We start from the raw sequence: 14,959 nt of genomic DNA, 5'->3' as shown, positions 1-14,959 counted from the left end.
CAACGCTATGGCAAACTTGCATTTACAGCACGTCAAAATAATCAGTTAGACACTTTGACTGCGGATGAATACCTGGCCTTACTTACCGATCATGAATGGGAGGAGCGTCAGAATAAGAAAATCAACAGACTTATTAAACATGCCGGGTTCAGACAAAATGCCACACTTGCAGACATCGATTACAGTGCCACCAGAACGCTTGATAAAACATGTTCCAACGGCTGGCCTCGCTTGATTTTATCAAGAGAAACGAAAACGTTATAATAACCGGGCTAACAGGGGTTGGAAAGAGCTTCCTTGCTCAGGCTCTTGGCCATCAGGCTTGTATGATGGAATACAAGGTGGTTTATGCAATTACATCCAGATTATTTAAGCGACTTAAGATATCAAGAATGGATGGGACGTATATGAATGACATCAATAAATTAGCCAAAACGGATGTTCTCATATTAGATGATTTTGGGCTGCAAGCTTTTGATAAGCAGGACCGAGAGTCGCTAATGGATATAATAGAAGACAGACACGGTAAGAAAACAACGATTGTGGCTTCACAAATACCTGTCTCGGTTTGGTACGACATTATCGGGGAAGGAACGATTGCGGATGCAATACTCGACCGACTGGTAAACTCCTCTCATCGAATTGACCTAAATGGACCCTCATTAAGGATGGGCATTTTAGCAAGCGAATAGCATTTTTTTTGTACTATTGCACCATCTCTCAGACTGGCACATTTTGACCGAAATGCCTGGCACAAATATGACCGAAATACCCAGAAAATCAAAACACATGCCTTTAAATGGCTGTGCAATGTTGCCAGGCATTATCCTAACACGTTTGTGCATTGGCAATATGGTTTTCGTCCATAGCGACTTGGGCGGGAAGAGCCGTATGACGGGAGACTGTCACGTACGGTTCTGTGAGAGGTTTAGGGGTGAGACTCCCCTTTACCTACTCGACTTTATTTCCACCATTCTTTTCTTTCTTCATCAAATGATTTTTTCCATTCGGGTGAATTTTCAGATTTTGTATAGATATTTCTAATATTCTCCCACCCTCCTTTTGAATATTTCTCATTTGGAATTATATCAGGACCATCACTTACATTAAAATCATTAGGTACACAAGGTATTTTATAATCAGACCAACAACAAGTTAGTTTATTGGCAGTATTATAACTTTCCCAAATTCCTTTGTATGTGATAGTATGTTTACACACAACGTAATTGTCAGTATATGAACTTACAACATTCCCATATTCATCTAATCCCCAAATTAATTCAATTTCACCTTTGAAAATTCCAGTAGATTTTTCTTTTGATGTTTCACGAAAGGTGTAATTACCTATAATATAACCGTTTACTCTTCCTGTTTCATATGCCATTTCTTTATCTATTATATCTTGATTAGTTTTTACTGCATGTGTCAATGTAATCTCTCCTATAAATGGAAATACATTGTCCCCAACCTTTGATTTTCCTTGAATAAAATAAACATATGGATTTTTTGTTTTTTCAATGGAAGTAAAATATATCTGAATTCTCCGATAGTTATTCCCTATTACACCATCATAGGTGGGATTATATTGATTGCTTTGCTTTGGATGCAAAAAATTGGATAAATCAGTATCTTTAAATAAGGTTATAATATTTCCTGAGTTTGTTGGCTCATTTAGTAAGGCTTGTGAAAAAATTGGTTTAATAATTCCACATAACAGAATAATTGTCAATATTCTTCTCATGGTTCTATAGTGTTAGTTTGTTGTCTCATTATGCCCCCTAACGGTCGCGTATATGAAACGTTTGGCATTTCGAAGCACTTTCCTGTCAAGTTACAACTACTTTTAATACGGACTGAAACGCTCGATAACCCACTGACTGCCAAATGTTTTATATACGATGTTGAACTAAATCCGTGTGTCCTGTCGTTACTCAGGGATACAATTTAAGAAATGTTCTTTGAATTTGAGTAACATAACGGCAATCAAGATGAGAGGGTATTGGAGTTTTTACTTCGATATGGTCTCTCGGCAAAGGCCTTGCAGGAGGATTTGCCAAACCACCATGAGGTGCTGCCTTTTCAAGAGGACGGTACTGAGCGTCATGGAAACGGTAAAGGGGTCAGTTGTACGACCGACTTTATCAGGTATAGACTACTGGAGACGAATGAGTAGCGATTGAACCATCGTAGAGGTGTCGTGAATAACTACACTATTGGTCAAAAGCAGGTGTTCGGACGTGTGCTTGCGACAAGGATATCAAATTACCTGTATTATAGGATGTCTGGCCAATCGGCATAAAGATGGCGTGAACTTTAGTCTGGGCTTGATTACGGAACAGGAGAAGCTACTCAGCTGATGTTAAGGGAGAAGGCTCACAATCCACTCGAAGGAAAAGGCCAAGAGTACCAATGCAGCAGAGCTAGTGGCGGATGGAGCGTAGTAGTGCTGAAGCTTCTGTAATGGGAGTGGAGCGAAGGTCTCCACCTGTCCGGTTTCAAATTGTATTACAACTTATAATCGAAAGGATTATTTAGAATGATTTTCAAGGAGAAACAAAAGTCGCAACCGATAAGTAAGCGACAGGCATGGGACGCCTTTAAGGCGGTAAAGAGTAATGACGGCAGCGCTGGTGTCGACAATATCGAAATTGTCGAAATCGAGCGGCATCCGGGGAAATATTTGTATCCCTTATGGAACCGTATGTCTAGCGGCAGTTATATGCCTGTGCCAGTTCGTGAGGTACTTATCAACAAAGAAGACGGTAGTAAACGAGCACTGGGCATCCCCACTGTATTAGACCGTGTAGCACAGGAGGTCATCCGTCAGGAACTAGAGAAAATTGTAGAACCGTACTTCAGTGCCAACTCGTTTGGGTATCGTCCCAAAAAGAGCCAGCACATGGCGGTAGCTCAATGTCAGGCCAACTGCCAAAAGTATAACTGGGCAATTGACCTTGATATCAAAGGTTTCTTCGACAACATTGACCATCGGCTACTTATCAGGGCAGTTAAGCGGTACACGACATCCAAACACATTCTGATGTATGTGAAACGCTGGCTCGATGCGCCGATACAAAAGCGGGATGGAAGCATCGAACCCAAGCAAGGCAAAGGCACGCCACAAGGGGGTGTAATATCTCCCTTGTTGGCAAATATATTTTTGCATTTTGCCTTTGACACATGGTTCGAGGAAACTTTTCCCGACTGCGCCTATGAACGTTATGCTGATGATATTATCATCCATTGCAAGCATTTCAAAGAGGCCTTAAATGTATTGGCAGCGGTAAAACAACGGATGCAACGGTGTAAACTGGAAATCAAGCAGGAGAAATCCAATATTGTTTACTGTAAGCGCAATCAGAAAAACCACCCCCCATTTAAGCCCAAATATGTCCAATTTGACTTTTTGGGCTTTACCTTTAAGCCAAGATGGATAAAGGGTAAGCATTCGGCCTAGTACATATTGTCATCAAAGCTAAGCAGTCGTTTCTTTGAAGGCAAAAAATGAGGATGACACATACGACCTTCAAGCAACTCTATCAAGAGTATCAGGAATCCAGTTTAAGCGTACGAGACTTCTGCTCCAATCAGGCTTTATCCCCTTCTACTTTTTATTACTGGAGAAAGCAGTTGGGGAATACAGCGCAAGAAGCACCTGAGCGCTTGGTTCCACTGGTAATCGACTCGGCACCGACGCAAAAAACAAAACACAACAAGCACGTTGCGATAGCCACGAACAAAACCGATGGTTTAAGCATTTCACAGGCACCTGTTGAACTTGTCTTTCCCAACGGAACAAAGATGGTAATCCGCTGAAAACATCGGACCTGCGATTATTAAAAGCAATTGTTCACCTCTTTGATTAATGGCCGATGTTTCATTTGCATGGAAAACTCAAATACATTCTATATCCTGCAGCCATTGATATGCGCAAGAGTTTTTACACCCTCAGCGGTATCGTCACCTCGTAAATGAAGCGTGAGGTACAAAGTGGCGAGATCTTTATTTTTCATCTGCAATCGACTTACCACTATGAACATAACGCACCTAGAGGATGGCGGGTTAGATATCTGTCAAAGCAAACTCGACGGATGAATCATTAAATTGCCCAGCTTTGATGACGGCTAGGCACTATTGCTATCAACTGGCAAGAATTAATGATTAAAGGGAAAAAATGTTACCCCCAGAAAACCAAAATTTTAAACCGCAACAAAGAGAAGGATTTTGAAAGGGTTATTGGTTTGGTTAAAAATAGGCTTTAAACCTTTTGTTTTTATTACTTTTTAGCCCCTGAATCAAACAGGGATAATGAGCGATTTATCAAGCGACAACGACAAGTTGGTTCAGGCGCTTCTTCAGGAAAGAGACGAACTCTTCCAGGAGCTTTCCCGGCTGCGAAAAATCGACAATGGTACCCTGGACACCCTCGAAGCCCAGAACCAAAACTGAGCTCTGAAGTCGTTCAAAAGGATCAGGAAATTAAGAAGCTCACCGATCAACTGGCCTGGTTTCGCCACAAGTTTTTTAGCAAGTCCTCAGAGAAGTTCATAAAAGAAGACCCCAACCAAAGAAAGCTTGACTTTGATGGGATTGATGCTCTGCCCCAAGAGAAGATCGCTATTGAAAAAGCTGAAATGGAGTTGATCGAGTACGAGCGTCGTAAAGTTGTTCGGGAAAAGAAGAGCGCCGTTCGTCTTCCTTTGCCAGAGCATCTCAGACGCGAGATCGAAGTCATAGAGCCCGAAGACCTGCGAGCCAACTGGGTTCGTATTGGCATAGAAGCAACTGAAATCCTCGAGTTTAAGCCCGGAGAGCTGTATGTGCGTCGCATAGAGCGTCCCAAATACGCCGTTAAACCCATAGCCGCCCAGGCACAAGACCAATCCGAACAAGAAGAAGCACCTGCCGTACGTATCGCACCTATGCCTTTGCTGCCGTTGCCCCGCAGCAATGCCGGTGCTTCTTTGTTGGCAGAACTGTTGATGAACAAATATTTTATCATTTGCCATTTCATCGGCAGATTGCTATGCTCAAAATGGTCGATGTTAAGCTGCCTGCATCAACGGTTAATGGTTGGTTCCAAGGAGGGAGTGATTTACTTCGTGCCCTTTATCTTCGTTTAAAGGATCTTGTTTTAGAATCGGACTACATTCAGGTAGATGAGAGCACCATACCGGTGGTAGACAATGAAAAACACAAAGCCACTAAAGCCTATCTATGGATGGTTCGTTCCGTTATGAACAACCTTGTATTCTTTCACTACGACAAAGGGTTCCCGGGCCCAAAAGGGTAGTCGGTGGATTTTTTAAAAGCATTTTCAGGGAGCCGTTCAAACTGACGGGTACCAAGGCATACTCCATCTACGAGCAAAAGAAAGGGTGTTTTGCTGCTTGGGTGCTGGGCACACGCACGCCGTAAATTCACCGAAAGCTTCCTGGAAGACAAAAACGGAGCAGAGTATGCTTTTGGCACAAATTGCCAAATTGTACCAGGTGGAGCAAATGGCCAACGATGAATCCATGACGTACGAACAACGTTCAGAGCTGCGAAAAAGGTTGGCTTACCCAATCATGCGTGGATTTGAGAAATGGATTGTGGCTTATCACCCCAAAGCCATACCCGGTGGCCGCATGAGCAAGGCCTTGAGCTATACCTACAATCTCTTTGAGCGCTTATCTCGCTATCACTTGGATGGTCGATACCTTCCAGACAACAATTTGGCCGAAAATGCCATCCGTCCTTTGGCTGTGGGTCGAAAAGGATTTCTGTTTTGCGGCAACCACGAGTCGGCCGAAAATGCGGCCATTATGTATTCGTTGCTGGGCTGCTGCAAGGCCTGCGATGTGAACCCCAGAGAATGGTTAACGGATGTCTTTAGTAAGATTGCTTTGTACAACAACAATTATGAACTGGACTTAGCAGATCTTTTGCCACACAATTGGAAACTCTCAAACAAGTGTCAGAATTTTCCAAAGGATTCCAACTAAATCCAACTTATTCCAAAAGATTCTAATAGATTCCACTACACTTTAGAACACTTCACCACCCTAGGTCGGCCTTCCGGCTTAGGGATTTTTCTTACTTTTACAATACGTGGCAGACCGAATGCATACGATAAAGGATAAGGGGCGAAAAGCCCATTTAAGCTTTACCCCGGCTATAAGTAACAAACGGCGAAAGCGTATAGGTCAAACCCTGTATAAGTTGAAAATTCACCGCATGGTGCAATTCTCTATACATGACATTGCCATACTGCTTGAGCCCAAGATACGAGGCTGGATAAATTACTATGGGAAGTTCAGGTTTTCCGAGATGCGCAAGGTTTTCAGGGTTCTAAATTATCGTCTTATGATGTGGGTAAGGAACAAATACCGAAGGTTCAGGAAGAAAATCAAAACACATGCTTTTAGATGGCTGTGCAATGTAGCCAGACAGTATCCTAACACGTTTGTGCATTGGCAGTATGGTTTTCGTCCATAGCGACTTGGGCGGGAAGAGCCGTATGACGGGAGACTGTCACGTACGGTTCTGTGAGAGGTTTAGGGGTGAGATTCCCCTTTACCTACTCGACTTATTTACTTTATTATTATTTTTTCAATGTCCGCCATCACTATAGGTGATAAATTTAATAATTCAAAGTCCGCATTCTCTAACCATTTTAATGACTGTTCCTTTGTAAGTTCTGTATTTGTAATAAATTCAGTCAAAGCGATAACGGTATTTCTACTCAAACCTAAAGAAAGTAAGGACAGTTGTGTTGTCTGGGAAACACCAAATTCTAACCATAAGTTTAAATCAGGTATTAATTCAATTAAATCCGCTCTGTCAATATTTCTTAGGTAATATTTTAAAATATCGATGTAACAACTTGATTCCTTAGCAAAACGAAATCTTGCAAAATTTTCTACTTCATCCATAGTATCCCTACACACTTTATCAATTGATATTTTCTTTCCTTTTTCTAAATAATTCTTATATGAACTACTTATCAAATATGACAAGGGCTTTCCTGACATCCAGTTAATCAAAAGTATAGACCTAGGCGCATTTAATTGTGGTGGGAAGAAAGCCAAAGTTTTGCCAATTCTACCTATTAATTTAATATACTCATTATAACTATTTACATCTTCGGGATAAACTGGAATAAGTTCTTCTGGTGAATACATTTTTGTTTTAAAATAATCGAGTAGTTCCTGTTGTGCAATTGGTGAAATACCAGGATTTCTAAAAATAATTTCTTGTGGAATAGTAATACTATCTTGAATTGAGATGAATAAACTTTCTAATTCTTTGTGGAATTTAGAATTTGGGTTAAGTTTATTTTGAAGATATTTTGAGTAATAATAACTAAATGCAAATTCGAACTCTTGATTACTCTCTGCTACTATCCTTGGACTTCCACTTTTTATATAATTAACTAAATCATCTGCTTTTGAATTTTCAATTGTATCAATTGCTTTTTCTATTTTTTGTTTCTTTTTTTCAGGCGATGGTCTAATACCCCATAAATTTGGCTCAATACAAATGATATTACCACTAAACTCTTTACCCCACCTTCCAGCTCTACCAGCAAGATTCCAAAAGTCATTTTCGTTTAAAGGTTTACCTTTTCCTCTGGTAGGTTTTCTAATAAAAACAGCAGTAGCGGGTAAATTAACGCCTTCAAGTAAAGTTGATGTGCAAACTAAATACTGGATTTCGTTTTCTTTAAATAGTCTTTCTATTTCTTGTCGAACTAACAATGGCATGTTGCCATAATGAAAGGCAATCTTATTTTCCAAAACCTTTCCTAGAATATACTCTTTATGAATCGTTGTTTTAACTAGTTTAATAAGTTCTTTTACTTTTGGACTGCTAGATTCTTTTTCAACTAATTGGGTTAAAATTTTGGCAAATTTTTCAGATTCAGCTGCTCCATTTAAATAAATCAAATTCCCGTTATTTTCGCCTGATATTGCTTTTGTAATTAGTGCAATTTTTTTTGCTTCATTTGTTGGTCTATCTTGCAGTGTTATATTCCCAATTTCAATTATTTCATCTTTTAAGATTAATTCGATTTCCCATTCTTTAGGTTTGTTTTTTACTTGTGTAACATAGAGTAAATTCTGATTTACAGCTACAAACTCTGTATTGATTGTGTCCTTAGATTTGGACTCACCAATATTTTCGAGAAGTATTTCTGGGTTCGAAGTAAATGGGCTAGAGAAAAACAATCTTACTTCTGGATTTCTGTCAATAACTTCTTCAATTTTTCTTTGTAAAAGTATCCCCCTGTTACTGTTATCAATTTTATGAGCTTCGTCAACAAGTAAAAAGTCTACTTTTGGATTATCCGATTGTAATAAATACCAATGAAGTCTTTCTTGAGTAAATACAAATAAATTTGTTTCGCCATTGCTATTATAATTAAGAGGAACAGTCGTTAAATTTACATTATCAATATTATTCTCTTTCAAAAGAATTCTTAAATCGTCCTCAACCTGACTAATTAATGCTCTAGTAGGAACAATATAAACAATTGTTTTCTCCTTGTTTTTTAATTCATCAAGTAAAAGCTGATAAAGGATAAAAGACTTTCCAGATGATGTTGGAGCAGAAATGCTAATTGAATTATTCTTTTTTGATGAATCAAAAACCTTTTTTTGAAATCGATTTAATGATATAATTTGGTCTTCAAACAATATAGAGTTTTCAATCTTAATTCTATTTGTTTGCAACTTGAATGGAAGTGGCAATTCATCTTCATAATTCTCTTTGATAAGATTTCTTTTTACAGCTAGTTTAAGTGCTGGAATATTTGTCAAGTTTTCAAGTATTACGACTGAAGCATTTTTTTGACTATCTTCAAGATTTAAGTTTAAACAAGTTTGAGCAATTCTAAGAGCTGCTTCTAAATGTTTGCTTGATTCAGAATGACTCAAAATACTTGCTATCCCTAAAATATTATTCCAATTTATTAGTCCATTCAATTCCTCAAAATCAACCTTCCATTTTAAATTCTTAATTGTGCTACTTACAGAAATTGCAATAATTGATTTATATTGTCTTTTAAAACTTTCTAGATTAAAAACTTTATCAGCTATCATATTGCAATAGTTTTTAGAAAATGAGTTCTAAACTCTTGAACTGACGGAAATGGAATTAGAAATAAATGAATTTCGAATTTCTCTAAATTTGGATGTTTTTTAATTTGTTTACCTGAACTTTTAAGCCAGTTTGACATCTCTAATTGAAATACCTCAATAAGTTCTTTGGTGTTTTTTTCCAAAGGAGATTTCGGGTAATTTTTAGAATCAAAACCTACAAAACAGACCCCTTTGTATTTAAGCTTGTTTGATAAGTCGTCATCTAAATCAAAGTACCGAACTAGAATATCTTCTAGTTTTGGATTATTTAAGTTATCAGCAATATTGCTAGTTATTAGATGTAAATCTCTTGTTTGTGTTGAGTCGTGCCCATAGGTGTCAAGAAGAAAAGATTTTAAGCTATCAAAACAATTTTTTAACCCAGAAGAAATTGTCTGTTCCATTTTTGATTCACCCCAATATAATGAAAGAGAATTATCTGTTTCATCAAATTTGACGTGAATACCATCAGCTCCTTGATAATGCAATTTACCTGATGTTTTTAGTGACATTTTACTTATTAGTTGTGGTAATTCTAAAATTTCCTGAACTAAAATATAGAGTAATATTTCTCCAAATTCACCAGTTTTCTCAAGGTCTGTAAAAAGATGTTTTGCTATCATCCCTAATTCAACTATTTTCGAGGTTGAACCTGTTTTATTTAGTTGTTCTTTTGCTTCATCCTGTAATTTTTTAGGAATTGAATAGTCGATAAGCTTTGAAGCTACAAATTCAATTAAATCCTTTGTCCTCGGATTACCTTGCCCATCTAGTTTCAGTCCATAGCAATAGGCTTGAGCTTCAGTTCCGTCTATTTCTAAATTACTACCAATGGTTTCAATTCTAGAAAAGATTTCTCCTTCTCCCTTTATAAGTAGGTTTTGTATTGCTTCTTCAATCCAATTCATCTTCTAGAATTCAAATTTGTTATTAATAGATTTCGTTTTAAAATAGCTGGTAACGGTCACGTGTATGAAACGTTGGGGATTGCGGGCTTCGTCACTGTCTGCCGTTACAAAAGCTGATGCGGGGCAGAAACCTTCAAGTAACCGCTTAAACCCCAATGTTTTATATATTATGTTGAACTAAATCCCTCCGGGATAGCCTCTTTCAAAAATAGCATTAATCTTTTTAGATGCAAGCCGTTATAACTGCATTACTCATTTTTAAATTATGCAGTTATGAAAATGAAATCAACCTTAACGATTGTAGAGCGCGCCTTCGTTCTGGTTCCGGAGTTTAAGGCCAGGGCTTTAAAGATGGAGCATCAGGTGGTACTTCGTGGACCGAGTCAGAGCACTCTGAATAATTACATTCGGCGCATAGCGCTGTTTGTTATCCATTTTAAACAACTGCCCGAAGACGTCACCGAAGATGAAATCAACGAGTATCTGGTGGCTTTGGCACGCGATGTCAAGGCTCCTTCGCGGAGCAGTTTCAAGCACATGGTTTATGGCCTAAGGTATTACTACCGTTTGCTGGGCATGAACAAAAAGGCCATTGCTTTGCCTTCATTAAAGCAAGAGAGCAAGTTGCCGGTTGTGCTGAACCGCCAGGAGCTAAAGATGCTATTTTCGGCACCTACGCTGCTTAAGCACCGAATTATCCTTACGCTGATCTATTCTGCCGGATTACGGGGGCAAGAGGTCATCAACCTTAAGATATCCGATATTGACTTTGAGCGCATGGTCATCCACATCCGCCAGAGCAAATACAAGAAAGATCGGATTGTGCCTTTGTCCGCCATAATGGTCATCGGGCTCAAAAAATATCTCAGAGCCGAGAATCCGCATGTTTGGCTATTCAATGGCAAAGAGGCTGATGGTCGCTACAGCGTCAAAGGATTATCCTGGGTTATGCGGGAAAGCCTTAAAAAAACCACCATCTCTAAAAACGTGAACCTTCACTCCTTACGCCACACGTATGCAACCCATTTATTGGAGCAGGGCTTAAACATTGTAACCTTACAGGAGCTTTTGGGTCATGCCGACATCACAACAACCATGATTTATCTTCACACAGCCCAGTGTCAGCATATCACTCCTCACAGCCCCTTAGACACACTCTATGGAAAAGCCATACAAAAGCAAGCATGAACTGGCTGATGTTGTTTGCCAATTTGGAGGAAGTTTGTTGCAGAGCGGGGAGTTATCGCCCAAGCAAATCAAAGTCTTTCACAACCTTGTGCAGTGCCGTACGGCCGCTTTGGGTGGACATGAGCAGGTGTGTGATGATTGCGGAGTCATACACTACCGTTACAACAGCTGTCGCGACCGACATTGCCCCAAGTGTCAGGGAACCAAACAGGCGCTCTGGATTGAAAAGCTGATTAAATCAACACTTGCAGTCAAACACTACCATCTCATTTTCACCGTGCCTCATGAGCTCAACCAGATTTATCTTTGGGACAGGAGACTTTATTGCAATATTTTGTTCCACGCCACCAGAGGTATACTGCGCAGCTTTGGGTACACGCATTACGGTTGTGAAACCGGAGCCGTTGCGGTGTTACACACTTGGGGGCAGAACCTTTCATTGCATCCGCACTTGCACTGCATTGTTCCGGCAGCAGGATACTCGTTGTCGGGAAAATGGCGCCACATCGGCAAATATGAAAATTATCTCTATCCGGTGCACCAGTTGAGTGCTGCCTTTAAAGGTAAATTTCTGGACAGCATAAAAAGAGAACTGCGAAAACTATCTGCAATGGATGGCTTCAAAGTCTGCATTGAAGCGGCTCATCAAAAAAAGTGGGTCGTCTATTGCGAACCCTCAATGGCTGGCGCCGAACATGTCATCAGGTATCTGGGGCAATACACCCATCGCATTGCCATCAGCAACCAGCGGATATTGAATGTTGACTCAACAAACGTCACTTTCGTAGCTAAAGACTACCGCGACCGCGCACAAATAAAACCGGTATCCCTGAAAGGAGAAGAGTTTCTGCGTCGATTCTCTTTGCATGTTATGCCAGATGGTTACGTGCGTATCCGTCGGTTCGGCATTTATCATCACACCACAAAACTCCATCTGGATTTGCAATTTGTGCCCGATGAAAAGCCTGACATTGACCAGATGACAGCTAAACAAAAGCCCGAAACGGCTCCAGAGCGCATTTTAAGATTGACAGGATTTGACATAACCAAATGTCCGCATTGCAAAACGGGTCGTCTGATTGTCATCAGAACCCTGCCCAGGATTCGGTCACCCGCAGGGCATCTGCCTTCTATGCTTTTTGATAAGTTGCAGTAACCAACATTACATTCCCTTTAAAAACTTCATTCACATGAGGTTCGGCATCGTATTGCCTTGACGGTGGGTTTTAAGCCCAAAAGAAGCTGGTTTTCAACATTTGAAACACAAAGACCACTCTTCTCTTAAACCGATAAGGTTAAAAACAGTACGATCGCAGCATAGGCGTTCTTGCCAAAAACATCAAAAACCAACAAAAAGCCCATAGTTACCAGTTGTAGTCCTGACGGGATGTCGTTCAACCTGGAATAATCGCTGGGTCGTTCCGACCGCTCATATTCCTATATATTGGGTGCCGTAATTTATTTAAACAAATCTAGTTGAGATGAAATCCCTTTATAATCTAAAAGTTCGTTCATAATAATTCTAGACCATCTTTCAAATTTGTCTATTTCAAGCGATGATATTTCAAATATTTTACCACTATCAGATGTTCCTGTCTTTTGCACAAACTCGTACTCGTCAAGCTTTATCTTATGATGACTAAAGTCTGCCTTATAGAGAAAACAAACAGCTAAGTGTTTTTCACTTCTTTCATTGTCTTTTAACCAAATGAACAATGGTTCTGCACTAATTGAAGAAATATTTAATGTTATACCTAGTTCTTCCTGAATTTCGCGACTTAATGCGGTATAAAGTGTTTGTGAAGTCTTGTATTCATGGAGTTTATCCTCAACTCGAACATGACCACCAAAATATAGAAGTAACATATCTTTTTCTGGTGATTTCTTGCTTAAAGCGCTAGGTTTCTTTCTTGCAACTAAAACGTTCTTACTGCTTTCATCTGTCAAAACTAATATTGGAATTGGCTGTACTAACTCATTGTTCTCCTCAACTTTATCTCTATAATTGAATTGTAATTCTAATTTTTCAAGCATTGAGGAACTTCTCCAGAAATTAGTATTTTCATAATCTTTAAGTACGCTACGACTAACATATGCAACTTTCTCAACAACAAGTTCATACAAATTCATTAAAACTTCATTTGTAACATCCTTGCTAACAAGATTCTGGCTCTTTTCATCTGTATTGATTTCTCTAATACACCTAAAGGTTTGTTCATATTTGGAACGGGCAGTGTCTAAACATAGATTGTACTCAGTAAGAACAGTATTATTCATTATAGAACCAGTCTTGCGGGTCAGTAGATTTGCGTATTCTCTTTCAAGTGCAACTTGAGGCGAAGTCTTAAAAACATAAATTAAATCGAACATTGTTCGATATTTACCCATTGTGAGGAAGGCCTCTATAACAGCGAAATCGTCTGAGTTAATGTGGTCATATTTTTTAAACCAATGAAACCAGCATAAACAGTCAAATATGCTTCTATCACAAAGTATTACATCTATTTCTCTGGCTTTTTCAACAAAATTTTCTAAAAGCTCAGCACTAGATGAAAAAAGATTCCAAAGGTTAAAACTCGGATTATACTTGTCTCTAATTGGACATACACTGGCTCTTTCTGTTAATACTTTTGTTTTAAATCCATTTCGTTTAAGAAATAAATTTAATGATGACAAACAAGAAGTTTTTCCAGCTTTAGGTGTTCCACAGAATTCAATTACAATTGGCCTTCTTGGCCTAGCAATTTTTTTTGCGTCAAGAATTTTTTTTGCAATTGTTTCTAATTCTTTTATACTTTCTATGGTATCCATATTTACTTGATTATTTCGAAGTTTTCGAATTTGTTTATTACTTTTCCAACACGAAAACCTCCAATAAATGAAAGAAAAACTGAAACATAAATAAAGTTTTCCATATTGATTGCATTTTCAGAGGTAGATATAATAATAAAACCTGCCTTTATGCCAATTATTATCATAATGGAAAATGCAACTGCAAAAAATGGTCTTGATACAAAATAGATTACTGTTGCAATTCTTTTTAGTTTATTATCTTCCTGTGAAACTTTATTATCCATAAAGCAGTCTTTGTAGAGTTTTCTAATATAGAATATTGATGCACCAAGTAATCCAGCTAAAGATGAATATAAATATACATCTGTCTCCTGCTGAATAGAACTACTGAAATAGCAAATTAATAAACCTAGTGAGGCTAAGAATAAAAGTGAATAGTAGATAAAAATTCCAACACTCCATTTATCTGTAAGATTGATTTGTCTCATATTTCAAACCTTATTGATGTTTCTCGTTATTATGGCACCCAACGGTCACATATATGAAATGTTGGGGCTGCGGGCGACATAATTGTCTGCCGTTACAAAAGTTGGTGCGGGGCAGAAAGGCTCGCATAAGCATCTAAACCCCAATATTTTATATATGATGTTGTAACCCGTTTGTGTGTCCTGTCGTTACTCAGGGATACAATTTAAGAAATGTTCTTTGAATTTGAGTAACATAACTGCAATCAAGATGAGAGGGTATTGGAGTTTTACTTCGATATGGTCTCTCGGCAAAGGCCTTGCAGGAGGATTTGCCAAACCACCATGAGGTGCTGCCTTTTCAAGAGGACGGTACTGAGCGTCATGGAAACGGTAAAGGGGTCAGTTGTACGACCGACTTTATCAGGTATAGACTACTGGAGACGAATGAGTAGCGATTGAACCATCGTAGAGGTGTCGT

At 38.9% G+C, this 14,959-nt stretch carries 17 protein-coding genes; 12 read left to right on the top strand and 5 right to left on the bottom strand.

Going from position 1 to position 14,959, the window contains the following annotated elements; genetic code table 11:
- Together ALKIM_RS20315 and ALKIM_RS17310 are read left to right on the top strand one after the other, a co-directional pair.
- The coding region (locus ALKIM_RS20315; protein WP_218916653.1) for an ATP-binding protein at positions 1-264 on the top strand (264 nt) is incomplete at its 5' end.
- Positions 210-692, top strand: coding sequence for an ATP-binding protein (locus ALKIM_RS17310; RefSeq protein ID WP_218916652.1), 483 nt, complete (start codon positions 210-212; stop codon positions 690-692). The genes ALKIM_RS20315 and ALKIM_RS17310, both read left to right, overlap by 55 nt.
- A 269-nt stretch (positions 693-961) precedes the next feature.
- On the opposite strand, the gene ALKIM_RS0102185 is transcribed toward ALKIM_RS17310, so the two are convergent.
- A complete protein-coding gene (locus tag ALKIM_RS0102185; RefSeq protein WP_026473222.1) occupies positions 962-1,741 on the bottom strand; it encodes a hypothetical protein in 780 nt (259 codons plus the stop codon).
- A gap of 258 nt (positions 1,742-1,999) precedes the next feature.
- Between ALKIM_RS0102185 and ALKIM_RS19755 the strand changes: the two genes are divergently transcribed.
- From ALKIM_RS19755 to ALKIM_RS0102145, 8 genes are all read left to right on the top strand, one after another.
- Positions 2,000-2,173: a hypothetical protein gene (locus tag ALKIM_RS19755; RefSeq protein WP_157363697.1), complete on the top strand. Its 174-nt coding sequence runs from the start codon at positions 2,000-2,002 to the stop codon at positions 2,171-2,173.
- Positions 2,174-2,536: 363 nt separating this feature from the next.
- Entirely contained in the window at positions 2,537-3,457 is a 921-nt protein-coding gene (ltrA, locus tag ALKIM_RS17305; protein ID WP_052345245.1) for a group II intron reverse transcriptase/maturase, read from the top strand.
- A gap of 53 nt (positions 3,458-3,510) precedes the next feature.
- Entirely contained in the window at positions 3,511-3,816 is a 306-nt protein-coding gene (gene tnpA, locus ALKIM_RS17300; protein ID WP_235714357.1) for an IS66 family insertion sequence element accessory protein TnpA, read from the top strand.
- 492 nt (positions 3,817-4,308) lie between these two features.
- The gene (locus ALKIM_RS20220; RefSeq protein WP_235714356.1) at positions 4,309-4,449 is read left to right on the top strand and encodes a hypothetical protein; all 141 of its coding nucleotides are present in this window, start codon (positions 4,309-4,311) and stop codon (positions 4,447-4,449) included.
- The gene (locus ALKIM_RS20215) at positions 4,446-5,123 is read left to right on the top strand and encodes an IS66 family transposase (protein WP_316932847.1); all 678 of its coding nucleotides are present in this window, start codon (positions 4,446-4,448) and stop codon (positions 5,121-5,123) included. The genes ALKIM_RS20220 and ALKIM_RS20215 overlap by 4 nt, the downstream gene beginning before the upstream one ends.
- Complete coding sequence (locus ALKIM_RS20310) at positions 5,027-5,293, top strand: IS66 family transposase (protein WP_026473220.1); 267 nt, start codon at positions 5,027-5,029, stop codon at positions 5,291-5,293. The genes ALKIM_RS20215 and ALKIM_RS20310 overlap by 97 nt, the downstream gene beginning before the upstream one ends.
- A gap of 58 nt (positions 5,294-5,351) precedes the next feature.
- Entirely contained in the window at positions 5,352-5,987 is a 636-nt protein-coding gene (locus tag ALKIM_RS20305) for an IS66 family transposase (protein WP_262480541.1), read from the top strand.
- Between the two features lie 118 nt (positions 5,988-6,105).
- Complete coding sequence (locus ALKIM_RS0102145; protein WP_026473218.1) at positions 6,106-6,480, top strand: group II intron maturase-specific domain-containing protein; 375 nt, start codon at positions 6,106-6,108, stop codon at positions 6,478-6,480.
- A gap of 95 nt (positions 6,481-6,575) precedes the next feature.
- Here the strand turns inward: ALKIM_RS0102145 and ALKIM_RS0102140 are convergent, their stop codons facing one another.
- Entirely contained in the window at positions 6,576-9,086 is a 2,511-nt protein-coding gene (locus ALKIM_RS0102140) for a DEAD/DEAH box helicase (protein ID WP_026473217.1), read from the bottom strand.
- Positions 9,083-10,033 carry a HamA C-terminal domain-containing protein gene (locus tag ALKIM_RS0102135; protein WP_026473216.1) on the bottom strand — a complete coding sequence of 317 codons (951 nt, stop codon included), beginning with the start codon at positions 10,031-10,033 and terminating at the stop codon, positions 9,083-9,085. The genes ALKIM_RS0102140 and ALKIM_RS0102135 overlap by 4 nt, the downstream gene beginning before the upstream one ends.
- 273 nt (positions 10,034-10,306) lie before the next feature.
- Here ALKIM_RS0102135 and ALKIM_RS0102130 point away from each other — a divergent pair, with 273 nt between their 5' ends.
- Entirely contained in the window at positions 10,307-11,221 is a 915-nt protein-coding gene (locus tag ALKIM_RS0102130) for a tyrosine-type recombinase/integrase (protein WP_026473215.1), read from the top strand.
- Positions 11,193-12,377: an IS91 family transposase gene (locus tag ALKIM_RS17290; RefSeq protein WP_044117669.1), complete on the top strand. Its 1,185-nt coding sequence runs from the start codon at positions 11,193-11,195 to the stop codon at positions 12,375-12,377. The genes ALKIM_RS0102130 and ALKIM_RS17290 overlap by 29 nt, the downstream gene beginning before the upstream one ends.
- Positions 12,378-12,679: 302 nt before the next feature.
- On the opposite strand, the gene ALKIM_RS0102120 is transcribed toward ALKIM_RS17290, so the two are convergent.
- Together ALKIM_RS0102120 and ALKIM_RS0102115 are read right to left on the bottom strand one after the other, a co-directional pair.
- The gene (locus tag ALKIM_RS0102120; RefSeq protein WP_026473214.1) at positions 12,680-14,032 is read right to left on the bottom strand and encodes a hypothetical protein; all 1,353 of its coding nucleotides are present in this window, start codon (positions 14,030-14,032) and stop codon (positions 12,680-12,682) included.
- A gap of 2 nt (positions 14,033-14,034) precedes the next feature.
- A complete protein-coding gene (locus ALKIM_RS0102115) occupies positions 14,035-14,502 on the bottom strand; it encodes a hypothetical protein (RefSeq protein ID WP_026473213.1) in 468 nt (155 codons plus the stop codon).
- Positions 14,503-14,959 lie beyond the last annotated feature (457 nt).

Source organism: Alkaliflexus imshenetskii DSM 15055, assembly GCF_000517065.1.
Classification (GTDB): domain Bacteria; phylum Bacteroidota; class Bacteroidia; order Bacteroidales; family Marinilabiliaceae; genus Alkaliflexus; species Alkaliflexus imshenetskii.
The sequence above is the reverse complement of the archived record's forward strand: the minus strand, read 5'-3'. Positions and strand labels throughout refer to the sequence as shown.